The sequence below is a fragment of the Pseudomonas sp. MLB6B genome (assembly GCF_054508135.1).
Genome location: NZ_CP199313.1, coordinates 2,935,038 through 2,957,480, shown reverse-complemented (window position 1 = coordinate 2,957,480; position 22,443 = coordinate 2,935,038). Strand labels below are relative to the sequence as shown.

Below are 22,443 nucleotides of genomic sequence, written 5' to 3'. Positions count from 1 at the left end.
GGCTCATTCCTTGTCGGCGGCCGTCGGGGCGACGGCGGCGAAGTTGTCGGTGACGCTGGGCAGGCCCAGGTTTTCACGCAGGGTGGCGTATTGGTATTCGGTGCGGAACAGCCCGCGGCGTTGCAGCTCGGGAATCACCAGCTCGACGAACAGCTGCAACTGCTCGGGCAACACGGCCGGCATGATGTTGAAGCCGTCGGCGCCGCCCTGTTCGAGCCAGGTCTGGAAGTCGTCGGCGATGTCTTCGGCGGTGCCGACGATCACGCGATGGCCCCGGGAGCCGGCGGCCACGGCAGCCAGCTGACGCAGGGTGAGGTTTTCCCGCGCGGCCAGCTCGGTGAGCAGCTTGACCCGGCTCTGGCTGCCCTCGGTGGGCTTGATTTCCGGTACCGGGCCGTCCAGCGGATACGCGCGCATGTCGGTGCCGAAGCGGGCCGACAGCTGCTCGATGCCGTTGTCGATGTCCACCAGTTCGTTGAGCTGGTCCCACACCGCCTGGGCCTGTTCGCGGGTGCGGCCGACGATGGGCATGACCCCTGGCAGGATCAGCAGGTGGTCGGGGTTGCGCCCGGCCTCGCGGACGAACTGCTTCTGGCTGCGGTAGAAGGCTTGGCCTTCTTCCAGCGAAGCGGCGGCGGTGAACACCACTTCGGCGGTCTGCGCGGCCAACTGCTGCCCGGCCGGCGAGGAACCGGCTTCGATGATCACCGGGCGGCCTTGGGGCGAGCGCGCGATGTTCAGCGGGCCCTGCACCTGGAAGTGCTTGCCCTTGTGGTTGGCCGCGTGAATCTTGCTCTCGTCGCTGTAACGGCCGCTGGCCTTGTCGCGGACGATGGCGCCCTCCTCCCAGCCGTCCCACAGCTTGAAGGCCACGTCGAGGAACTCGCGGGCCACTTCATAGCGATCGGCATGGGATGGCAGGTCTTCGCGGCTGAAGTTGCGCGCGGCGTCGGCGGAGAACGAGGTCACCACGTTCCAGGCCATGCGGCCGCCGCTGATGTGGTCGACCGAGCACAGGGCGCGGGCCAGGTGGAACGGCTCGTCGAAGGTGGTCGAAGCGGTGGCGGCCAGGCCGATGTGCTGGGTCTGCACGGCCAGGGCCGAGAGCAGGGTCAGCGGCTCCAGACGCGACATGGTCGACGGCAGACGGTGCACGCTGGTGGCCAGGGCGTCACCGACGAAGAACATGTCGAACTTGCCCTGTTCGGCGGTCTTGGCGATCCAGCTGAACCATTGGACGTCGGTGGGCGAGCCTTGGGCGCCGTCGGCGCGCCAGCCGCCGACGTGATGGCCGAGGGCTTGCACGAACAGGCCCAGGCGCAGTTGACGGGGTGGCGTCTGTTGCAGGGACATGGAGAATTCCTTAATCACAGCGAATGAGGGCGACCAGGCGATGCAACGCGGCATCGTCGGCCAACTGGAGGTCGGCGCACAGCGCATCGAGGCGCTCGGCGGGCAAGGCGTGCAGGTTGCTGCGCAGCTTGGCGAGGACGTCGGTGGGCGCGGCGGCCGTCTGCTTGCGGGTCACGCAGTGGCTGGAGGTGCGGCCATCGGCGAAATGCAATGTGACGCGATGGAAGCGCAGATCGGGGTCGAGCTCGTCGGCGGGTGCGCTGAGGTCGGGTACGCGCCGGACTTTGGCGGCCAGTGCGGCGATGGCCGGCTCCACCGGTTGCTCGCCGTAGCGCTCCAGCGCGATGACGCCATTGAGCAAGGCATCGGCGATCACGTATTCGAGGCTGAAACGGCCCTGTACGCCGGTCTGCGCTTGGCGGATCGACGGCGCCGTGTCGGCACCGGGCGGGAAGCTCACTTCGACGGCATCGATAGCGTCGAGCGAAAAGCCCTCTGCCGCGCGCAGTACGAATGCCGCTTCGATGGCGCTGTGGGTGCCGCCGCAGGTGGGGTAGCGCTTGAACTCCAGGCCCGGCGTGCTGATCCGCCAGGGTGCGCCCCATTCGGCCAGCAGGTCGTCGGGCCGCGCCGCGCCCAGCCCGAGAATGTCCAGAAAGGCCTCCAACACGGTATCGGGCTGCGCCGCGAAGCCGTTCTGCGCCAGGCGTGCGCTGTCGACGGCCTGACGCGCCGCGAAGCCTGCGTGCAAGGCCTTGCCGGCGCTGCCGAACTGCGCGCGCAGCCCTGCCGCTTGCGTGGCGGCAAGTCCCAGGGCGATCTGCGTCTGTTCGACGCTCAGTCGCAGCAGGCGACAGGCCGCGCCTGTGGCCGCGACGACACCGAGGGTCGCCGTGCTGTGCAGACCGGCGGCGTAGTGACGGGTACCGATGGCCTTGCCCAGACGCCCGCACAGCTCCACGCCAATGACGTAGGCATCGAGGAAAGCGTCGCAGTCCAGGCGCGGCGACGAAGGCGCGAGCGCCAGCAGCGTCGAGAGCACCACCGTGCTCGGATGCCCGCGGAAGGTGGCGTGGTAGTCGTCGAAATCCAGCGCATGGCTCATGTAGCCCAATTGCAGCGCGTGGTTGTCGCTGCCCGGCTGCGCAGGAAATGCTCGGCGCACCGCTTCGAGGCTGGCGTCGTCGAGCAGGCCCAACTGCACCGGCAGCAGGCACGCGAAGTAATCGACCACACCCTCGCGTGCTTGCTGGCGTTGTTCGTCCCGTGGTCGGGTGTGTAAAAGCGCGTCAGCCAACTGCCCGCTCAGGGAAATACTCAAGAGGCACACCTTTGAATGCAAGGCTTTGACATGCATCAACTGAATGGATGGGGGACAAAGTTTCCTGTTCTATAAAAACTTTTACCAATAACCAAAAGTTATCGATTATTCCATGTCGTTCTATGGCTATGGCGTTTGCTCTTATCCTCCAGAGCACGCAGGGTGGCTCAAGGCTATCGGCCACCGCGAGCTGCACGCTTCAGGCATGCAACTGGCCCACAAAGACTATGAGCCTGGCGCCGCTGGCAGGGTTCCACCGATATGGGCGGGTCTTGCCCAGCCCTACCCAGACCTGCGACTCACAGCTGCAACAACAGCAACGCCGCGATGAGTGCCGGCGGCATCACCAGCAACCCCAGACGCATGAAGCCCCAGGCGCTGACCTGCTCGCCCTCGCGACGGATCGCCACCAGCCACAGCAAGGTGGCCAGAGAACCGGTGATCGACAGGTTCGGGCCGAGGTCCACGCCGATCAGCAGCGCGGCGGTGGTACGGCTGGGCAGCTCCGCCAACTGGCCCATGGACCCGGCGATCAGCCCGGTCGGCAAGTTGTTCATCAGGTTGCCGGCGACGGCCGCCAGCATGCCGGCGGTCCAGCTGGCCTGCGCCTGGGAATGCTGCGCCAGGGTTTGCAAGGCCAGGGCCAGACGCTCGACGACACCCGTCTGCGCCACCGCCTCGACCAGCACGAACAACCCCGCCACCAGCGGCAGCACGCCCCAGGCCACGTGCTCGAGCACCGGCACCGGCGAGCGCCGCTCGAGCACATGGATCAACGTGGCGGTGGCCAGCCCTGCGCAGAAGGTCGGCAGGCCCAGCTCCCAGCCCATGGCCGATGCCAACAGCAGCACCAGCGCCGTGGCACCGATACCGATCGCGCTCAGGCGGCCACCGCGGGATAGAGGCTGCACCTCGATGTGCGTAGCCAAGGGGCGTACCACCTGTCGCCGCACGGCCAGGCGCAACACCAGATAGGTCAAGGCGATGGCCGCCAGCGACGGCAGGCCGAACAGGCGCAGCCAGTCGAGCAACGGCGGCATCTGCGCGCCGAACACCACCAGGTTGGCCGGGTTTGAGATCGGCAGGACGAAACTCGCGGCGTTGGCGATGAAGGCGCAGATGAACAGATAGGGCAGTGGCTCTGCCTTGGCCGCGCGGCACGCGGCGTACACCGCAGGGGTCAGCACCACGGCGGTGGCGTCGTTGGACAGCAGCACGGTCACCAGCGTACCGACCAGAAACACCAGGTCGAACAGGCGCTGGCCCGAGCCCTTGGCATGGCGCACCGCGTACATCGCCAGCCAATCGAACAGGCCCTGCTGCCGCGACAGCTCGGCGAGCACCATCATGCCGACCAGGAACAGGTACACATCGCGACCCTCGGCCACGGCCGCCAGGGTCGTCTTCAGCGGGACCAGCCCCAACAGCGTCAGCAGTACAGCGCCGCCCACCGCCCAGACCCATTCCGGTACGCGCCAGGGGCGTAGGATGACGGCAGCGGTGGCAACGGCGGAAAGGGTCCAGATGGCGACGGCAGGGTCGATTGCGGGCATGGGCGAAGCTCGGAGAAGGCCAAGGGGAAAAGGCGGCCCGCCAGCGCAAGGCGCAGCAGGTCGAAGCACAGGCTCTGACCCTGGGCGAAGGTTTTTTTCTCCGTGCCTGCATCCAGATTTCATCCTGGCGGGTATCCCCTACAGGCAGCGTGCTCAGGCGCATGCCCAAGCGCCGGTGGATGAGCCGCCGGTCGCCCATCAAGGAGATTCACCATGACCTTCAAACCTGCATCCCTGTTGCTCGTTGGCGGCCTGTCGCTGGGCATCGCCCTACCCGCCGCCCAGGCCCAGACCTCGGTGCCGGCGGCCGTCGCCGTGCCGCCCGGGCACGTCATGGTGCTCCAGACCACCGGGGTCGGCGAAATCACCTATGAGTGCCGCGATAAAGCCAACGCCCCCGGCCAGACCGAATGGTTCTTCGTAGGGCCCAAGGCCACCCTCAAGGACCGCAGCGGCAACCCGGTCGGCGAATACTTCGGCCCACCCGCCACCTGGAAGGCCAGCGACGGCTCGAGCATCACCGGCACCCAGGTAGCCATCGCGCCGGCCGGCACAGGCGACATCCCCTATCAACTGGTCAAGACCAACCCGGCCGAGGGCAAGGGCGCCATGCAGCCGGTGCGCTACGTGCAGCGCCTGGCGACCCGCGGTGGGGTCGCACCGGCCAGTGCCTGCACGGCGCAGAACAAGGGCGAAAAGCAGGTGGTCGAGTACCAGGCCGACTACCTCTTCTGGGCAGACAAATGACCGGCCGCGCAGATTTGCACACGCCCCTCTGACACGCCGAACGAATGCCTGCCCGCGTGCGTCGGGCAGGCAGATTGCCAGCGCTGGTCTACCCTGAGCAGCAACCGTTTCCGCGACTGCCCGCGACGACCAGGACCGAACCTACCTTGAGCGAGCCCGCCGCCCCTTTCGATTTTCAACATTGCCTGCACGCCTGCGCCCGTGGCGACCGCCGCGCCCTGCAGGCCCTGTACGACCACGAAGGCGCGCGTCTGCTGGGCGTGGCCCGGCGCATTACGCGCGACACCGCCAGCGCCGAAGACGTTCTGCACGACGGCTTCGTACGCATCTGGACCCGCGCCGGCAGCTTCGACGCCAGCCGTGGTTCGGCGCCCGGCTGGATCTACAGCGTGGTCCGCCACTTGGCCTTGAACCACGTGCGCGATGGGCAACGCGATACGCCACTGGACACCGACCAGCTCGACAGCCTGCGTACGGACGCCGAGCACTGGCAGACGGTCGATACGTACCTCGCCTCGGGACGCATCTACCACTGTCTGGACGCGCTCGACCCGGTGCGTCGTGCCTGTGTGCTGCACGCCTATGTCGAAGGGTGCAGCCACCGTCAGATCGCCCAGCTGGTGGATGCGCCGCTGGGTACCGTCAAGGCCTGGATCAAACGCAGCCTGAGTGCGCTGCGGGAGTGCATGGGATGAACCGTGAAACCGACCCCCAACGCCCGGACGACCTCGATCAGCTGGCGGGCGAGTACGTGCTGGGCACCCTGCCCGGCGCACAGCGCGCAGTGGTGGCCAGCCGCCTCGACCATGACCTGCCCCTGCGTGAGGCGGTCGAAGCCTGGCAGACGCGTTTGCAGGCGCTTGACGCCCTCGCCCCACCCGTCGCGCCCAGTGCCGCGGTCTGGGAACGGATCGCCCGCAGCCTCGATGGCTTTGCCCCGCCCGCCCAGACACCGCGCTGGTGGCAGCGTCTGGTGCTGTGGCAAGGCCTGGCCGGTGCGGGCGCCTTCACCAGCGCGCTGCTGGCGGTGATGCTGTGGTTCTCCTCGCCGGCGCCGAGCACTTATGTGGTGGTGCTCGCAGCGCCCAGCGACCGCGCGGCAGGCTGGGTGGTGCAGGCCAGCAACACCCGTAGCCTGCAACTGATCCCGCTGGAGCCGGTCGAGGTGCCCACAGGCAAGGTGCTGCAGTTCTGGACCAAGGTGGACCGCTGGAAGGCGCCGGTGTCGTTGGGCCTGGTGCAGCCGGGCGAGCGGGCCCAGGTGCCGGTGGAGCGCTTGCCGCCGCTGGAGGCCGACCAGTTGTTCGAACTGACGCTGGAGCAGGCCGGCGGCTCGCCGACCGGGCGGCCGACCGGGCCGATACAGTTCATCGGGCGGGCGGTGAAGGTGATTTGACCAGGGTGCCGGAGCCTTACCCGCTCACGCACAGGTCGAAACGTTCGGCATCCACCCCGGCTAGAAACGTCCGGCTCGCGGCGCGGTCGTGGCCCTCGAAAACTCCGTAACCGCAATCGTCATGGGGATAGACCACCAGCCCGCTGTGCTCGAAGGCGACGAAGAAATGCCCTTGAAAACCGCCATGCAACACATTCATCGCCATGATCGAATAGGCCACCGCCAGCAGCCCCTCCAGCCCATGGCTGGATACTGCGACGTGGCGCAGGTCCGACGCTACGCGCGCCTGGGATGGACTCAGGCAAGTGATGAGCCCCGTGCGGTTGACGGCTTGTGCGTAAAGGTGACGGGCTTCGCCGGCCTTGTATCCGAGTCCGCGCAACTGCCTCTCGGTATACGGCGTGACCAGCGAGGTACCTACCGTGATGGGCTGGGGATGGCGCTCCAGGTAATTCACCAAGTGCTCGTTGGCGGCCTGTGCCGCCACTCTGCGGTTCGTGCCCTGTTTCGCATCGAAATGCCCAACCCATCCGGGGGATCTGGAATAGGCCCCCAGGTCGATCGGATGGAATGCCTGCGAGGGCGCCGCCGACGCTAACGGGACGACACTCAAAGATTTCCACTCCAGGCCAGGATCGACAGCACGAACCCGCCGATGGTCATAGCCGCCGACGCGATGGTCGGCAGAACCACAGCGAACAGGCTCAACGGCGACACATATGGGGATACTTCAAGCGCGTAATTGGCGCGGATGCTGTCCGGGTTCAAGCAGGTGATGGCGACCTCACCGGGCGCGGCACAGTCGAACGCGCCGAGCGGCATCGACTTCTTTCCCGACATGTCGGTTCTGTCCACCTCAAACAGGTGAAGCAAAGAACGGCCATAGGACCGGTATTCCAGGGAAGCGCCGCTCTGCAACGCCACGACTCGGAACTTGGCAGAAAAGTGCGCTACGCCCGTCAGGAAGGTCATGGGCGGAATGACCACGTTGATTACATAGCGGCCAGGCGTCGGAATGGCGACGGTCAGCGGCTGGGCACTGGCCGGAAATCGAACGCTGAGTTCGGGGAAAATCAGGCGCCGCGCCCGGCCGATGCAACGGATCAGGCCGTACAGGCCCAACACCATGGCGATTGGGGCCAGAATGGGGAGATAGGTGCTGAGGAAGTCCACTGTCGGTCCCTGTAGAAAATCCTGGGCATCCTATTTGAGCCGTTTCGCTTGGCGCAACCTGGGCAGCGGAGAATTTGCCTTGGCCGTAAACGCCAGGCAAAGAAAAGCCCGCTGGGGAGGGCGGGCTAAGTGTTTCACGGATGTGGCTTCACTGTGCCAAGCCATAGGTGAAAATGCCGTGAAGAGGATGTCGCAAAACCATGGCGAGCAAAAAAATGTGCAGCACTTCGCGCGGCCCTTGGTCGGGCCGTCGAGGGCAAGCAGTAGGCGCTCCCCCAAGCACTCCCAAGCGCCGCAGATCAAGTTGCCGGACTTCCAACGCATGCCGACAGTCGCTAGCGCCAACCAAGCCCCTGTCGAATACAGGCCAAATCGATTTCAACCTGTACCTACGTCGACGGTATTTGTGAGAAAAACCCTGACAAAGCCATTGAACCGCCACCCACCCGTGCAGTAAGCTCGGGACCATTCACGGAGTACGACATGCACACACCCCTTCACATCCAGAGCCTTGCCAGCGGTCGCCCTAAGCGTCCGGCGGTGCCTGGTTGCGTGTCGGTCTCCAGCTATTACTTCGGGTATTGGTTTAGCCACTAGGCGCCGCTGATACCCACCACGGCGCCCACTCTCGAGGGGCCGCCGAACCTGAGAATACTCAAACCCCCGGTCGGCCTCCCGCCCGGGGGTTTTGCGTTTTCAAGCCCGCACATTTCAACTCATCCAAGGACACCACCATGCACCACGTCGACTATTACCGCCCTTGCACCCTCGCCTGGCGATTTAGCCAATCCCGTTCGGGCCAGCCTGCCGCCTCCGATCGGTCCGTCCCAGGTGGCACGACTCCGCGTCGAACATTGCGAACAACCTGTCGAACACACCACTAGCGCCGACGTCGCGGGCCAGCGCCCGCCGCGCGCTTCAGGAAGATCATCATGCCCCGTGCCACCCTTGCCCTGACCCAGTCCCCATCGCAGTCCCAACAGCCCGCCCAGGCCCAGGCCGCCAACAGCGCCCTCAGCCGCCGCCTGCCCAGTACGCACCAGCTCAAGCAGCAACTGCCCCTGCCCCATGACCTCGCCATGCAAGTCGACCGGCACCGCCACGCCATCCGCGCCATTCTCGACGGCCGCGACGAGCGCCTGCTGGTGATCCTCGGTCCGTGCTCGCTGCACGACCCGCGCGCGGCGCTGGAATACGCCGAGCGCTTGCAAGCGCTGGCCGCCGAAGTCGACGACAAGCTGCTGCTGGTGATGCGCGCCTACGTGGAAAAACCGCGCACCACCGTGGGTTGGAAAGGCCTGGCCTACGATCCGCACCTGGACGGCAGCGACGACATGCATGCGGGTCTGACGCTGTCGCGCGAGTTGATGCTGGGCCTGCTGCAACGCGGCCTGCCGCTGGCCAACGAGGTGCTGCAACCCTTGGCCGCCGGCTACTTCGACGACCTGCTGAGCTGGGCCGCCATCGGCGCGCGGACCACCGAGTCGCAGATCCACCGCGAACTGGTCAGCGGTCTGGGCTTGCCCGTGGGCTTCAAGAACGGCACCGACGGCGGCGTCGCCATCGCCTGCGACGCCATGCGCAGCGCCGCCCACCCGCACCGCCACTTCGGCATCGACGCGCAGGGCCATCCGGCCATCGTCGAGACCCTCGGCAACCCTGATACCCACCTGGTGCTGCGCGGTGGCCACAGCGGGCCGAACTACAGCGCCGAACACCTGGCGCAGGCGCGCCAGGGTTTGGGCAAAGCAGGCTTGATGCCGCGGATCGTGGTCGATTGCAGCCATGCCAACAGCGGCAAGGACCCGGCGCGCCAGCCCGCAGTGTTCGACGCGGTGTTGCGCCAGCGTCTGGAGGGCGACCGCTCGGTGGTGGGCATGATGCTCGAAGGCCATCTATTCGAGGGCGCGCAGTCGCTGGGCAAAGGAACCTTGCAGTACGGCGTTTCGATCACCGATGGCTGTCTGGGCTGGGATGCGACCGAGCGACTGCTGCGTGAGGCGGCGCAGCGGCTGTAAGCCCGATCAGGGTGTCGGCGACGCCGGCGCCCGCGGCGAGGCCACAGGCTGGGACGACAACGTGACCAGCTTGGCCGCTTCGTCCTTGAAGAACGTGAGCCGCACGCCGAATTTCTCGCGCAACAGGCGTGTGGCGTCCAGGTATTCGTCTTCGATCACCGAGCCGCCGCGCCCGCCCGAGGAGCGCACCATGCCGACATTGACCAGTGTCCTCGCGTACGGGTCGTCGCTGTCCGGGGTGAAGTGGTACACCACTTGCCCCTGCTCATTCAGCAACTGGTAGCGGGCGTCGCTCTGCGCCGCGTTGCGGTAGTGCTCGGTGCGGCGGACGTAGCGCGGGGCCGCCAAGTAACGCACCGAACCTTGCAGGTACGGGTTGTCGCCGCCGCGTTCGAGTTGGACGTCACCCTGAGCCAACTGAATCAACTCGTCGAGGTCTTCGATCTGGCAGAAGAAATGCCCGGTCCGCTCGCTGATGGCGGTCTCGCCCGCCAGCAACCCGAATGTTGCGTAGCGTTGGCCATCCACCTCGACAGCCAGTTGATAGCCACGCAGCACTTGCTCTTCCTGGAACCAACCCAGGTGCCACGCCACCAGCCCAGCCACTGTCAGCAGGGGCGAAAGCATCAGGGCGGTTTTTGACCATTTGTTCCACATACCACGCAGGCTCCATCCCGTTTACCGCCGCGCAGTATACGCGCGATGCGCTGGCTGCACGGCGGGCGTTGGCTCGACGCTTGCTGAATCGACTTACCTATCTGGAAGACATATCCCACGCACTGAGTTAGGCTGGCGCTTTATTCAAAGGAGTACTTCCCATGGCCAAAGCCACCGCCCGCCACATCCTGGTTTCCGACGAAGCCAAGTGCAACGAATTGAAAACACAGATCGAAGCCGGCGCCGATTTCGCCCAGGTTGCCAAAGACAACTCCAGCTGCCCTTCCAGCCGCCAAGGCGGTGACCTGGGCTCGTTCGGCCCGGGCCAGATGGTCAAGGAATTCGACACCGTGGTCTTCAGCGCACCGATCAACGTCGTGCAGGGCCCGGTCAAGACCCAGTTCGGCTACCACCTGCTGGAAGTCACCAGCCGTCAGGACTGAACCTGAATTGGCCCGTCGCCCTTTTCAGCGGCTGGCCTGGCAGCGCTGCAAGCTCTGGCTTGCGGCCTGCCTGCTCGGCGCGGCCGCCCTGCCCGCCCTCGCAGCCCCCAGCCACGCCCTCACCGTCTACGGCCAAACGCCGCGTTACCCCGCCAACTTCAGCCACTTCGACTACGTCAATGCGGATGCGCCCAAGGGTGGCAGCCTGCGACGCTCTGCGACCAATCTGGGGCAGTTCGACCACATCCTGCCGTACATCGACAAGGGCATCGGCGTCAGCGAAGTCGATGGCTGGCTGTACGCGCCCCTCGCCGTGCGTTCGCAAGACGAGCCCTACACCGTCTACGGCCTGATCGCCCGCAGCCTGGAGCGCGGCCCGGAGGACGCCTGGCTGCGCGTCGAGCTCGACCCACGCGCGACCTTCGCCGATGGCCGGCCGGTGCGCGCCGAAGACGTGCGCTTCTCCTTCGATACGCTGACACGCCAGGGCAGCCTGACCTACCGCACGCAGTTCGCCGACGTCACCCAGGTGACGGTGGAAGACGCGCACCATGTGCGCTTCGACTTCGCCCCCGGCCACGGCCGCACCCTGCCTCTGGACGTGGCCAGCCTGCCGGTGCTGCCCGAACACGACTGGCAGCAGCGCGACTTCGCCAACGGTGCCGGCTTCAGCGCACCGGTGGGTAGCGGACCGTACCGCATCGCCAAGGTCGACAACGGCCGCAGCATCACCTTCGAGCGCGACACGCAGTGGTGGGCCAAGGACCTGCCGGTCAACCGCGGGCGCTACAACTTCGACCGATTGCGCGTGGAGTACTTCAGCGACACCGAAGTGGCCCGTCAGGTGCTCAAGGGCGGCGGTTACGACTACAACCGCGAGTTCTCCGCCACCGCCTACACCATCGGCTACCAAGGTGCGCAGCTCGACGACGGGCGCCTGCAACGCGCGCACCTGGGCCCAGGCAAGCCGCAAGTGGCCCAGGGCTTTGTGTTCAATCTGAGCAAACCGGTGTTCCAAGACCGTCGCACCCGCCAGGCGCTGGCGCTGCTGTGGGATTTCGAATGGAGCAACCGGCAGATGATGCGCCAGCTGTACATCCGCCAGCAGAGCGTGTTCTCCAACACGCCCCTGGCAGCGCGGGCGTTGCCCGATGCCGCCGAGCGGCAACTGCTCGAACCCTTGCGTGGGCACGTGCCGGACGAGGTGTTCGAGCGCGTGTTCGTGGCGCCGGTCAGCGATGGCAGCGGCCTGGTGCGGCCGCAACAGTTGCAGGCCCTGGCACTGTTGCAGAGCGCCGGCTGGCGGGTCGAGGGCGACCACTTGGTGGATGCCCAGGGCGAACCCTTGCGCTTCACCTTCCTCAATGGCCAGGCGGGCCTGGAACGCATGCTGCTGCCGTGGAAGCGCAACCTGGCGCAAATCGGCGTGACCCTCGACATCCGCAACGTCGACCCCGCGCAGTACGTCAATCGGCTGATGGCTCGCGATTACGACATGGTGGTGTCCGGCTACCCGGTCAGCCTGTCGCCGGGCGCCGACCTGCTCAACTATTTCGGCTCGGCCGCCGCCACCGACCCCGGTTCGAACAACCTCATGGTGCTGCGCGACCCCGCCGTGGACCGGCTGCTGCACGGCCTGGTGCGCGCCAGCAGCGAAGCCGACATGCTGCGCCACGCCCATGCCCTGGACCGGGTGTTGCAGTGGAACTACTACTGGATTCCCAACTACTACCCACCAGGCAGCTCGACGGTCTGGTGGAACCGCTTCGGCCAGCCCGAGCATCCAGCCTTGTACGACGAAGGGCTGGACGCCTGGTGGGAAGTCAGCCGCACGCCCTTGACCAACGCGCAAATGGCCGAGCGCCGCGAGAACCGTCCATGACCACCTACCTGTTGCGGCGCCTGCTGCTGATCGTCCCGACCCTGCTGGCGATTCTGCTGGTGAACTTCGCCATCATCCAGGCCGCACCCGGCGGCCCCGTCGAGCAGGCCGTGGCGCGTTTGCAAGGAGTCGGTGCTGGCGGTGCGGCAGGCGCCAGCGCCGACGTGCTGCGCGGCGAGTCGCGCGCCAGCCGTGGGCTGGACCCTAAGTTATCGGACGACATCAAGCGCCAGTACGGCTTCGACAAGTCGGCGCCCGAACGCCTGTGGCTGATGCTCACCCAGTACGCCCGGCTGGACTTCGGCGAGAGCTTCTTTCGCGGCGCCAAGGTCACCGACCTGATCCTCGACAAGCTGCCGGTGACGCTTTCGCTCGGCCTGTGGGCGACGCTCATCACTTACTTGGTGTCGATCCCGCTAGGCATTCGCAAGGCGGTCCGCCATGGCAGCCGCTTCGATGCCTGGAGCAGCCTGCTGATAGTCGTCGGCTATGCCCTGCCCTCGTTTCTGTTCGCATTGCTCTTGATCGTGCTGTTCGCCGGCGGCACGTCGCTCAACTGGTTTCCAGTGCGCGGGCTGGTGTCGGAAGACTTCGATCAACTCAGCCTGCTGGGCAAAGTCGCGGATTATTTCTGGCACTTGGTGCTGCCGGTGGCAGCCTTGGTCATCGGTGGCTTTGCGACCCTGACCCTGCTGACCAAGAACGCCGTGCTCGACGAAATCGCCCGCCAGTATGTGGTCACGGCGCGGGCCAAGGGCCTCAGCGAACGGCGGGTGCTGTACGGCCATGTGCTGCGCAACGCCATGCTGCTGGTGGTGGCCGGCCTGCCCCAGGCGCTGATCACGGTGTTCTTCGCAGGCTCTCTGCTGATCGAAGTGATCTTCTCGCTCGACGGCATCGGCCGCATGAGCTTCGACGCGGCAGTGTCGCGCGACTATCCGGTGGTGTTCGGCAGCCTGTTCATCTTCACCCTCGCCGGCCTGTTGATTCGGCTGATCGGAGACCTGGCCTACACCGTGCTCGACCCGCGCATCGACTTCGACGCGAGGGCGCACTGATGGTGTCGCCCATGACGCGCCGGCGCCTGCAACGCTTTCGCGGCCATCGCCGCGGCTGGTGGTCGTTGTGGCTGTTCAGCGGCCTGTTGCTGCTCAGCCTGGGCGCCGAACTGGTGGCCAACGACAAGCCGCTGCTGCTGGGCTACCACGGCGAGCTGTACGTGCCCGCGCTCAAGCGCTACAGCGAGCGGCAGTTCGGCGGCGAGTTGCCGTTCCAGCCCGACTACCGCAGCCAGTACGTGCGCCAGTTGATCGCCGACCAGGGCGGCTGGATGCTGTTCGCACCGATTCCCTTCAGCGCCGACACCCCCAACTACGACTTGCAAGTGCCGACCCCCAGCCCGCCCAGTGCCGACAACTGGCTCGGCACCGACGACCAGGGTCGCGACGTGCTGGCGCGGGTGCTGTATGGCACGCGGGTGTCCCTGCTGTTCGCCTTCGCCCTGACCGCCATCAGCGTGGTGGTCGGCATCGCCGCCGGTGCCTTGCAGGGCTACCATGGCGGCTGGGTCGACCTGCTCGGCCAGCGCCTGCTGGAAGTGTGGTCGGGGCTGCCGGTGCTGTACCTGTTGATCATCCTCAGCGGCTTCGTGGAGCCGAACTTCTGGTGGCTGCTGGGAATCATGGCGCTTTTCTCCTGGCTGGGCCTGGTGGACGTGGTGCGCGCCGAATTCCTCCGCGGGCGTAACCTGGAGTACGTCAAGGCGGCCCGCGCGCTGGGGCTGTCGGACCTTCAGGTGATGGTGCGGCACATCCTGCCCAATGCCCTGAGCGCCACGCTGACCTTCATGCCGTTCATGCTGACCGGTGCCATCACCACCTTGACGGCGCTGGACTTCCTTGGCTTCGGCATGCCCGCCGGCAGCGCCTCGCTGGGCGAGCTGGTGGCCCAGGGCAAGCAGCATCTGGAAGCGCCCTGGCTGGGGTTCACGGCGTTTTTTGTCTTGGCGCTGATTCTGGCGTTACTGGTGTTCATCGGCGAGGCGCTGCGCGAAGCGTTCGACCCTCGGCGCTGAGCACGGGCCTTCTTACGCGGCGATTGCGCGCGTAAAAAGGCCCGCAGGGGTCAGTCTTCGAGCGGCTTGGGTGGAGCAGCAGGTTTGGTGGGCTTGACCGGTTTGCCGTCCTTGCCCGCAGGCTTGCCCACGGCTGGCGCAGCAGCCACAGGTTCGGGCGCGGTGACGGCTTTCTCGCTGGCCGGCAACTCGTCCACGGCTTTGAACACCGCTTGCGCGTCGAGCGGCTCGGTGCTTTCGCCGTCCCTGAGCACGTGCCGCTCGCCGTCCTTGCCGATCAGGATCACCCGCGTGCCTTTGCTGGCGCCCAGCTTCAGCTCGCGAATCAAGGCCATGGTGGCCTGCTGTTCGAGGTGCTTGTCCTCGCGCATGCCCATCATGTTGGCCACGCTGTAGAGCACCAGGTTGCGTTCCTTGAAGCCTGCTTCGGTGGTCGAATCCTTGCTGGCCTGGCTCAGTTCGCGCAGGGTCGGGTCAGCCGAGCTGGGGGCGATCACCACCAAGGGGCGCGCCTTGCCCAGCTCCTTGGCCAGGGGGGCATCGCTGTCGGCGGCCAGCAGCGGACTGGCGGCGCAGAGCAAGGTGGCGAGGGTCAGGGATCTGACGAGCATGGGCATCTCCTTGTTGATTCGAGTAGCGACGAACCGCCTGGACAGTCCGGATCAGCGAGTTGAGTCAGCCGCGGTTACCGCGGATGACAGAGAGGGTAACCTCCAGCTTTGGATCAGGACTACAAGAAATAGGAAATTTCCCACGTTATCCAGCAGCATAGTCCAGGGTCTTGTGTGTAAAGACCCCGGACTTTGCCAGATGTGGCTCACTGTGCGGCGTGGGCGTCAAGGATCTCCTCGGTGAGGGTCAAGATCAATGCTGTACGGCTTGCCTCGCGCTCGTCGCGCACAGTATTCATTTGGCTGAGGTATTCGCTTTCGGCGCTCGCGCCGGCTTCGGCTTGCTCCATCAGCTCCGCCAGGCGTGCCTGGAATGAGGCGTCCATGGCCTCGAAACGATCGCCGTAGTGACGCTCCAGCCAGGTCCGCCAGAAGTCACGTTGTGCCAGGGACTGCACCCGCACCTCCTGATCTTCGGCCGCCAACACCTCTAACCGGGCTTGCTCCAGACGTGCCGAATCAACGCCGGAAACCGCAGCGAACAGCATGTCCTGAGGTTGTGCTGGCAAATCCAGCGCTTCGCGCAAGCCTACCCGATACGCCAGCACCACCTCGATCTGGTCTGGATTGGCGCCGTCGGCCTGTCGCGCCTCGAGGTCACGCAGCGCGATGCGTTCGACCTCATCAAGGCGCCACAATTGGCGGCCCAGACGGATCAATGCCTGCTCCTGCGACCTTGCGCTGGCGTGCGCCTCACGCAAGGCGCGCCACACCAGCAGATGCAGCTCCAGGCTACTGAAGGACAACGCCGCGCTGTCCTGGCAGGTCAACGGCAAGTTGGCCAATGCGAACACTTCCTCGGCGAGATCGGCATGGGCATGAAGCGCGTCGAGCAGGGTCCATACCCGCATGCCCAATCCAGCCTCATGATGATGGAAATCGGCGGTCTGCCGAAGACGGTCCAGCAGATCGAACAGCCCTTGAGCGCCATCGCGCGCGCGTAGTTCTTCCCACAGCGCCGCGCGCTCCAGCTGTGGCTGCTCGGGCAGCTGCAACAACCAGGCATCGCGTACGGCGGCCGCAGCGGCCTCAGCCTCGGCGGGCGTCGTGGCCGCAGTCACCGTGGGCGCTGCTGCGGCACCTGCGTCGCCCCAGCCCTCGAAGCGGGCCATGGTCGCCGCGTCCAACGGATTGTCGTCCAGCAAGACCCGCTGGTTCACCCACTGCGGTACGTTGAAATAAGCGTCGGGCAGCGTGCGGATGTGGTTGTGGCGCAAGTCCGCGACAGTTGTGCCTGCCCGCCCCAGCAACCCGGGCGGCAGACGGGTTTGCTCGGTATGCGACAGATTCAGGTAGCGCAGATCGGCCATGTCGCGCACCGAGAAGCTCCTGCGCAATGGATTGTCCGCCAGACTGAGCAGTTGCAGGTGCCGCATGCCAGCCAAGCGCTCGACCTGTTCGTCGTCGAGGTTGATCTCGTTGCTGTCGAGCGACAGTTCGCGCAATGCGGTGAGCTGGTCCAGACCGCGCGGAATCCGACGCAGTATGTTGCCGTCGAGTTCCAGCACGCGCAGTTGCGGAAAACGCGCGAGAAAGTCGGCTTCGATGTCGTGCAGCCCCACCTGCTGCAATGACAGGGTATGGACGTGGGCAAAGCTGACCTCGGCCGACAGGCGCGGCAGCACTGGCAAATAGATGCTGCGCAAGCGCAAGTGATACCCCTGAGCATGCTGGTTGCCGGGAAAAAGATGGGGCGTCAGGCGTCGCCAGGCGGCCAGCAGATGGTCGGCGAAGCGGTGGCGATCGTTACGCACCAGGATACCGGTCCCCGCCCTCACCCAGCGGCGCAGCGACCTCTGCAGGGATCGTATTTGGGTATCCAATTGCGTAAGCACTTGCTCGACTTGTTGCCCGCTGTCGCGGATCTGTTGGGCCCAGATCTCGACCTGCTGGTCATTCATCAGCGGATAGAACCTGCGCACCCGCGCGCCCAAGCTCGCTGGCGCGACGCGTCGGCCACGACCGCTGAGCGGGTAGCCCAGACCACCGTCGGCCAAACGCGTCGGCAGGCGGAACCAACCTTCTTCCGGGCGCTGGCCCAACAGGCTTGGCAATGACTCACGGTCCATCATCGCTTGGCGCGCGACCAGCACCCGCCAATTGTGCGCCAACGGCTCGGCGACACCCAGCGCCTGCCGCTGGGCGTCGTCGAAGCCCGTGGCGAGGGTTTCGAACAATTCGCCTGGCGCGGCAGACAGCCGGGCACCTTGCGCATCGAACAGCTCGAAGCCGCTTTCGGTCAGCACCAGATCGAGCTGGCGCGCCTCGTGCGCCGTTGCGCTGCTCCACACGGGTGCGCCAGCGCGACCGCCTTCGAACAGGCGCCAGGCGATCCGCTCGGCAACGCCTGGCAGACGTTGGCTCAGCGCCATGGTCAAGCGCGCGAGGTCGAGGCCTTGTGGCGCGTCGATCCAAAGACTTTCATAGGCCTTGGCCACCCGTATCCGGCGCAGGCTGCGCCGGGCGGCAAGGGCCATCCTCAAGGGGACGCGGCCGCTGTCGAGCAGCTCGCGCTCGGTGACGCTGCCGGTATCGACCAAGGCTTGCGCCGCACGCCGAGTCAAACCGGGAAAATCACGCGACAGCACCTGGGCAGCAGCGGATGCGGGCGCTTGCTGGGCGTGCAGAAATCGGCTGAAGACCTCGCGCCGTGCTTGCCACAGATGCTCGGCCAAGGCCTGGTCGCTCAGTTCGGCGGCTTCAGGCAAGGCCCGCACCTGGGCAAGCAGACTCGCATCACCGACGACCTCGCCACCGCGCAATTGCTTGATCAAGGTGCGCAGGCGCGTATCCAGCGCGACCCGCTCGAGACTGTCCAGCAGCAGGGCATCGATCGTTTGGCCACGGACGTTCAGCGCGCGCAGCGTGTCGGCGTCGATGTCGGTAGCGTGCAGCACGAGGTCTATCGCCTCGTCGTCGAGAGCGGTCGAGGTCAGCGCCAGCCGACGGAAAAGGTAACGCGGTTCGGCCCATCGGCCAGGCGTTTCGTGCCATAGCCGCCAGGCGCCGGCGCCGTTGTCGCTAAGCGGATGGACCGCACCGTCCGCCGTGTGCAACGCCCAAGGCTGATCTTCATCGGCACGGCTCACGGGGTAATGTTCGCCGTCGAGCTCCACCCAGCGCTGTTCGCCAAGCTGGTACAAGCCGTGCTCGTCACGCACCGCCTGGGCCGGCAACGGGGTGCGTAAGACGTCGATGCGCGGCACGCCCAGGCGTACTTGGCCATCGCCCAAGGTCTGTGGCAAAAGGCTGTCGACCCACTCCGACCTGGACCAGGCCTTGGCAGCCAATGCGCCTGCGCCACCCACCACCGCCAGTGTGGCGACCTGCGCGGCGACGTCGAGCAGGTGGTGCATGGCTTCGGTGTGTTCGCCCTGCCGCCAAGCCGCGATGCCCAGGTAGGTTTGATCGAGCAACTCCCACGCCGTCACCGCCAGCAGCGTAACGCCCAGTGCCGGAATGAACAGCCCGGCCAGGTTCAGCAGGGTCCACCCTTCGGCGGCCAGGCGCTGATCGTGTTCGCGCTGTACGTCCAGGTCGATATCGACCACGGGCACGGCAATCATGCGCGCATCGTCCTTGATCTGCTCGATCTGTGCCTGCGCCAGCGCATCGAACACCGGTGTGGTGCAGGCCATCACGCGTTCGTCGAGGCGGATATTGGCCAGGTCGCCGACCCCTGCATAACCCTCGATGACTGCCGAGAAGAAGCGCTGACTGTCCCGCCGCCGTACGAAGCGGGCGAAGAATCGTTGGTACTCGGGCGTGCGTAGAAGCATGCCCAGGTCATTGGCGAAGTGACGCAGGCTCTCATAGCCTCGCAACACGCCGTGCGGGTCGCCGGGGATGTACACCCAGACGCCGTGTATCGAGCTGCCGTCGGCGTACCCCGGAAAATTCTGGCCGTCCACCACGACGATGCGCTCCAGGGTATGGCCCAGCAGGCGCAGCCTTCCGACCTGCAGCTGTGGGTCGCCCCCGGCCAGGGGCATGTGGAGATTGCATACATCGCTCAGCAGACTGTGCCCGAACCCATCCACGTGCCCCTCGATCCAGGCACGATGAACCTCAACCAGCAAGGCATAGCGCAGATGCCTGGCCAGTATCGAGTGCGGTTCGGGGCTATCGTCGGGTAGGGTTTCCAGTACCTCGTGCAGGTGCCGTTGGTACTGGCCGCCAAGGTCCAGCGTGCGGCAAAAACCGGCGAAGGCTGCGGCGTCCGGCAACTGTGCCTCGGGTTCCGATGGGCCTTGCAAGCGATTGCCAACGAGCATGCCCCCAGGTTCGGCCTGTTCGGCAGTAAAGTTGGCCAACGCCGCTTCTAGTAAAGGCTGTGTGCGGTAGACCGCCGCGGTGACCGGATAGCCGATCGGCTGGGAAGTGATCACTGGCTCGCGTTCGCCTTTGCGCCAGAGCATTGAGGCTTCGTCGATCTGTGGCCACTGCGCGCGCAGCGCCTGTTGCAGACGCGGCCGGCAGAACGCCTCGATGCCTTGCAACTGGCTCAATACGTGCTGCCAGCGTTCGCGCCAGTACAGGCTCAGCGCGCTGGCTTCGCGCAGTAGTTCGATTTGCGCCGCGCTGGCTTTACGCAGCCATGCCGGGAGCGCGTTCTGAATCAGCTCGTCCTGATAGCGCGCCGCCTGGCTGACGGTCGATGGCGTGTTGGTCGGCATGCTCCTGCCCTCTTCTGAGAAAAAGAGGAAAGGCTAGCGGCGGTGCCTGGGACGGCTGCGGTGCTTATGTCACTCAGAACAGCGGCATCTGCCGACCGACCAGGGCAGCGAAGTCATCATCGACGAAAGGCAGGATGGCGTCGGCCACAGGCTTCAACTGGCGATCCAGGTAATGGTCGTAGTCCGGCGCCGAACGCAGGGTTTCGAGGGGCTCGGGCCCGGCCACGGTCATCACGTAGCTGATCCAGCGACCGCCCTTGTGGTAGTGCCGCGCCCGCCCCAGGGCGGCGCTGGCGGCATCGGCCAGGCGCGCCGCACGCACGTGGGGCGGGACGTTGCGCTGGTAGTCGTCGAGCGGGCGGCGCAAGCGCTTGCGGTACACCAACTGCGCGTCCAGCTCGCCGGCCAGGGTGCTGCGCACGTAGTCGCGCACGTAGTCGTGGTAGGGCTCGTCGCGAAAGATCCGCCCGTAGAGCCCTTGCTGGAATTGCTGGGCCAGCGGCGACCAGTCGCTGCGCACCGACTCCAGGCCCTTGTAGATCACCTGGAATTCACCGTCGTCGCGCTGCACCAGCCCGGCATAGCGTTTCTTGCTGCCTTCGTCGGCGCCGCGGATGGTGGGCATCAGAAAGCGCTGGTAATGGGTCTCGAATTGCAACTCCAGGGCGCTGTCCAGCTGCAGGGTGTCGGCCAGGTGCTGGCGCCACCACTGGTTGACCTCGCCCACCAGCGAGCGGCCGATGGCCGCGGGGGCGTCCTGGCTGTGTGCGCCCTTGAGCCAGACGAAGGTAGAGTCGGTGTCGCCATAGATCACCTCATAGCCACGGGCTTCGATCAGCGCGCGGGTCTGGCGCATGATCTGGTGCCCGCGCAGGGTGATCGACGAAGTCAGGCGCGTATCGAAGAAGCGGCAGCCGTTGGTGCCGAGCACGCCGTAGAAGGCGTTCATGATGATCTTCAGCGCCTGCGACAACGGCGCGTTGCCGTCGCGCTTGGCCTGCTCCCTGCCCCGCCACACGCGCTCGACGATCGCCGGTAGGCAGTGTTGCGTGCGCGAAAAGCGCGCGCCGCAGAAGCCTTCGACCGAATGCGCGTCGTCCGGCTGGTGCAGCCCTTGCACCAAGCCCACCGGATCGATGAGAAAGGTGCGGATGATCGACGGGTACAGGCTTTTGTAGTCCAGCACCAGCACCGAGGCGTACAAGCCTGGCCGCGAATCCATGACGAAACCGCCCGGGCTGTTCTGCTCGGCGCGACCGCTGGTGTTCGGCGCCACGAAACCCTGGCGGTGCATCAAGGGCAGGTACAGGTGGGAGAACGCTGCCACCGAGCCGCCGCTGCGGTCGGCCGCCAGGCCCGTGACGCTGGCGCGCTCCAGCAGAAACGCCAACAGGCCGGTGTGGGCGAAGATCCGTGTGACCAGCTCGCAGTCCTTGAGGTTGTAGCGGGCCAACGCCGGCTTGTCCTCGGCGAACATGCGGTTGATCTCGCCCATGCGCGAATAGGGGGTGGCGATCGCCTTGCCCTCGCCGAGCAGAGTCTGGGAAACGTTTTCCAGGCTGAAGGAAGGGAAATTCCAGGTTGCCGAGCGCAGGCCTTCGATGCCGTCGATCAACAGGCGTCCGGCCGCAGCGGCGAAAAAGTGGCTGCGGCTGTCGTTTTCGCGCAGGGTCATCGGCTGGCCGTCGCGGCCCAGGTAGAGTTTCACCTGGTGCTTGTCGGCCTGGGTCTGCAACACGCGCAGGTCGAACTGCACCACGTTCCAGCCGATGATCGCGTCCGGGTCGTGGCGTGCCAGCCAATCGTTGAGCGAGGTGATCAGTTCGGCGCGGGTCGCGCAGTAGGTCAGGTCGAAATCCTGCGGCTCGTCCGGTCCATTGGCCGGGCCGAGCATGTACACCTGGCGCTGGCCGCAACCCTCCACGGCGATGCTGTACAACTCGCCGCGCTCGGTGGTTTCGATGTCCAGCGACGCCAGGCGCAGCGCCGGGCGGTAGTCGGGAGCCGGTTTGAGCTGCGCGTCGCACAGCACACCCTGGGCGTCGGGCTGGCCAGTGAAGGACACGCCGGCGGTGATGAAGCGCTCCATCAGGTAGCGGTCCGGGGGCTTGATGTCGGCCTCGAACACCTCGATGCCTGCGGCGCGCAGGCGTTTTTCCAGGTGCAGCAATTGGCGGTACTGGGTGCAGTACAGGCCCAGCACCGGGCGCTGGTCGAAATCGCGCAGGGCCAGAGGACGTAGTTCCACGCCCGCTTCGCCGGCGATCAGCGCCTGCGCCTGCGCACGGTTGGCTTCGGCGACGAACGCCACCGAGGGCTGCGGCGCCAGGCGCACGCAGCGCGGTCCTTGGTCGGTGGCCAGCCAGAACTCGAGCACCGTGCCTTGCGCGGTGTCGTACCAGTGCCGGGTCAGGAGAAAGCCCTGCTGTAACGCCAAAGGGGGACCTCGGTGGAAGGGTTTCAACTGGGGCGACCAAGG

The 22,443-nt window shown here is 66.0% G+C and carries 17 protein-coding genes; 8 read left to right on the top strand and 9 right to left on the bottom strand.

What is annotated here, in order from left to right; translation table 11 throughout:
• Nucleotides 1-3: 3 nt before the first annotated feature.
• The 3 genes from ACSMEV_RS13225 to ACSMEV_RS13215 form a co-directional block, all read right to left on the bottom strand.
• Nucleotides 4-1,353 carry an LLM class flavin-dependent oxidoreductase gene (locus tag ACSMEV_RS13225; protein WP_296267889.1) on the bottom strand — a complete coding sequence of 450 codons (1,350 nt, stop codon included), beginning with the start codon at nt 1,351-1,353 and terminating at the stop codon, nt 4-6.
• A 10-nt stretch (nt 1,354-1,363) separates the two neighbouring features.
• A complete protein-coding gene (locus tag ACSMEV_RS13220) occupies nt 1,364-2,674 on the bottom strand; it encodes an MmgE/PrpD family protein (RefSeq protein WP_459205547.1) in 1,311 nt (436 codons plus the stop codon).
• A 299-nt stretch (nt 2,675-2,973) separates the two neighbouring features.
• On the bottom strand, nt 2,974-4,227 hold the full coding sequence (locus ACSMEV_RS13215; protein WP_459205546.1) for an arsenic transporter: 1,254 nt from the start codon (nt 4,225-4,227) through the stop codon (nt 2,974-2,976).
• Nucleotides 4,228-4,440: 213 nt separating this feature from the next.
• Between ACSMEV_RS13215 and ACSMEV_RS13210 the strand changes: the two genes are divergently transcribed.
• The 3 genes from ACSMEV_RS13210 to ACSMEV_RS13200 all read left to right on the top strand — a co-directional run bounded on the left by ACSMEV_RS13210 (nt 4,441) and on the right by ACSMEV_RS13200 (nt 6,370).
• Nucleotides 4,441-4,974: a DUF3455 domain-containing protein gene (locus ACSMEV_RS13210; RefSeq protein WP_459205545.1), complete on the top strand. Its 534-nt coding sequence runs from the start codon at nt 4,441-4,443 to the stop codon at nt 4,972-4,974.
• A 146-nt stretch (nt 4,975-5,120) separates the two neighbouring features.
• On the top strand, nt 5,121-5,669 hold the full coding sequence (locus ACSMEV_RS13205; protein ID WP_459205544.1) for a sigma-70 family RNA polymerase sigma factor: 549 nt from the start codon (nt 5,121-5,123) through the stop codon (nt 5,667-5,669).
• A complete protein-coding gene (locus ACSMEV_RS13200) occupies nt 5,666-6,370 on the top strand; it encodes an anti-sigma factor (RefSeq protein WP_459205543.1) in 705 nt (234 codons plus the stop codon). Before ACSMEV_RS13205 ends, ACSMEV_RS13200 begins: the two co-directional genes overlap by 4 nt.
• 16 nt (nt 6,371-6,386) lie before the next feature.
• Here the strand turns inward: ACSMEV_RS13200 and ACSMEV_RS13195 are convergent, their stop codons facing one another.
• Nucleotides 6,387-6,983 carry a hypothetical protein gene (locus ACSMEV_RS13195; protein ID WP_459205542.1) on the bottom strand — a complete coding sequence of 199 codons (597 nt, stop codon included), beginning with the start codon at nt 6,981-6,983 and terminating at the stop codon, nt 6,387-6,389.
• The gene (locus ACSMEV_RS13190) at nt 6,980-7,543 is read right to left on the bottom strand and encodes a hypothetical protein (RefSeq protein WP_459205541.1); all 564 of its coding nucleotides are present in this window, start codon (nt 7,541-7,543) and stop codon (nt 6,980-6,982) included. Before ACSMEV_RS13190 ends, ACSMEV_RS13195 begins: the two co-directional genes overlap by 4 nt.
• 932 nt (nt 7,544-8,475) lie before the next feature.
• Between ACSMEV_RS13190 and ACSMEV_RS13185 the strand changes: the two genes are divergently transcribed.
• Complete coding sequence (locus ACSMEV_RS13185) at nt 8,476-9,561, top strand: 3-deoxy-7-phosphoheptulonate synthase (protein ID WP_459205540.1); 1,086 nt, start codon at nt 8,476-8,478, stop codon at nt 9,559-9,561.
• Nucleotides 9,562-9,567: 6 nt separating this feature from the next.
• Here ACSMEV_RS13185 and ACSMEV_RS13180 read toward each other — a convergent pair whose 3' ends face one another.
• Nucleotides 9,568-10,188: a hypothetical protein gene (locus ACSMEV_RS13180; RefSeq protein ID WP_459205539.1), complete on the bottom strand. Its 621-nt coding sequence runs from the start codon at nt 10,186-10,188 to the stop codon at nt 9,568-9,570.
• Nucleotides 10,189-10,379: 191 nt separating this feature from the next.
• Between ACSMEV_RS13180 and ACSMEV_RS13175 the strand changes: the two genes are divergently transcribed.
• From ACSMEV_RS13175 to ACSMEV_RS13160, 4 genes are all read left to right on the top strand, one after another.
• Nucleotides 10,380-10,661: a peptidylprolyl isomerase gene (locus tag ACSMEV_RS13175; RefSeq protein ID WP_459205538.1), complete on the top strand. Its 282-nt coding sequence runs from the start codon at nt 10,380-10,382 to the stop codon at nt 10,659-10,661.
• 70 nt (nt 10,662-10,731) lie between these two features.
• Nucleotides 10,732-12,543 (top strand): extracellular solute-binding protein, encoded by a 1,812-nt coding sequence (locus ACSMEV_RS13170; protein ID WP_459208343.1) that lies wholly within the window; start codon nt 10,732-10,734, stop codon nt 12,541-12,543.
• The gene (locus ACSMEV_RS13165; RefSeq protein WP_459205537.1) at nt 12,540-13,601 is read left to right on the top strand and encodes a microcin C ABC transporter permease YejB; all 1,062 of its coding nucleotides are present in this window, start codon (nt 12,540-12,542) and stop codon (nt 13,599-13,601) included. The genes ACSMEV_RS13170 and ACSMEV_RS13165 overlap by 4 nt, the downstream gene beginning before the upstream one ends.
• Nucleotides 13,601-14,617 (top strand): ABC transporter permease, encoded by a 1,017-nt coding sequence (locus tag ACSMEV_RS13160; protein ID WP_459205536.1) that lies wholly within the window; start codon nt 13,601-13,603, stop codon nt 14,615-14,617. Before ACSMEV_RS13165 ends, ACSMEV_RS13160 begins: the two co-directional genes overlap by 1 nt.
• A 50-nt stretch (nt 14,618-14,667) precedes the next feature.
• On the opposite strand, the gene ACSMEV_RS13155 is transcribed toward ACSMEV_RS13160, so the two are convergent.
• The 3 genes from ACSMEV_RS13155 to ACSMEV_RS13145 all read right to left on the bottom strand — a co-directional run bounded on the left by ACSMEV_RS13155 (nt 14,668) and on the right by ACSMEV_RS13145 (nt 22,401).
• Nucleotides 14,668-15,228, bottom strand: coding sequence for a DUF4174 domain-containing protein (locus tag ACSMEV_RS13155; RefSeq protein WP_459205535.1), 561 nt, complete (start codon nt 15,226-15,228; stop codon nt 14,668-14,670).
• Between the two features lie 206 nt (nt 15,229-15,434).
• Nucleotides 15,435-19,964, bottom strand: a complete 4,530-nt coding sequence (locus ACSMEV_RS13150) for an NEL-type E3 ubiquitin ligase domain-containing protein (protein ID WP_459205534.1) — start codon at nt 19,962-19,964, stop codon at nt 15,435-15,437.
• Nucleotides 19,965-20,037: 73 nt separating this feature from the next.
• Nucleotides 20,038-22,401 (bottom strand): DNA polymerase II, encoded by a 2,364-nt coding sequence (locus tag ACSMEV_RS13145; protein WP_459205533.1) that lies wholly within the window; start codon nt 22,399-22,401, stop codon nt 20,038-20,040.
• Nucleotides 22,402-22,443: the final 42 nt, after the last annotated feature.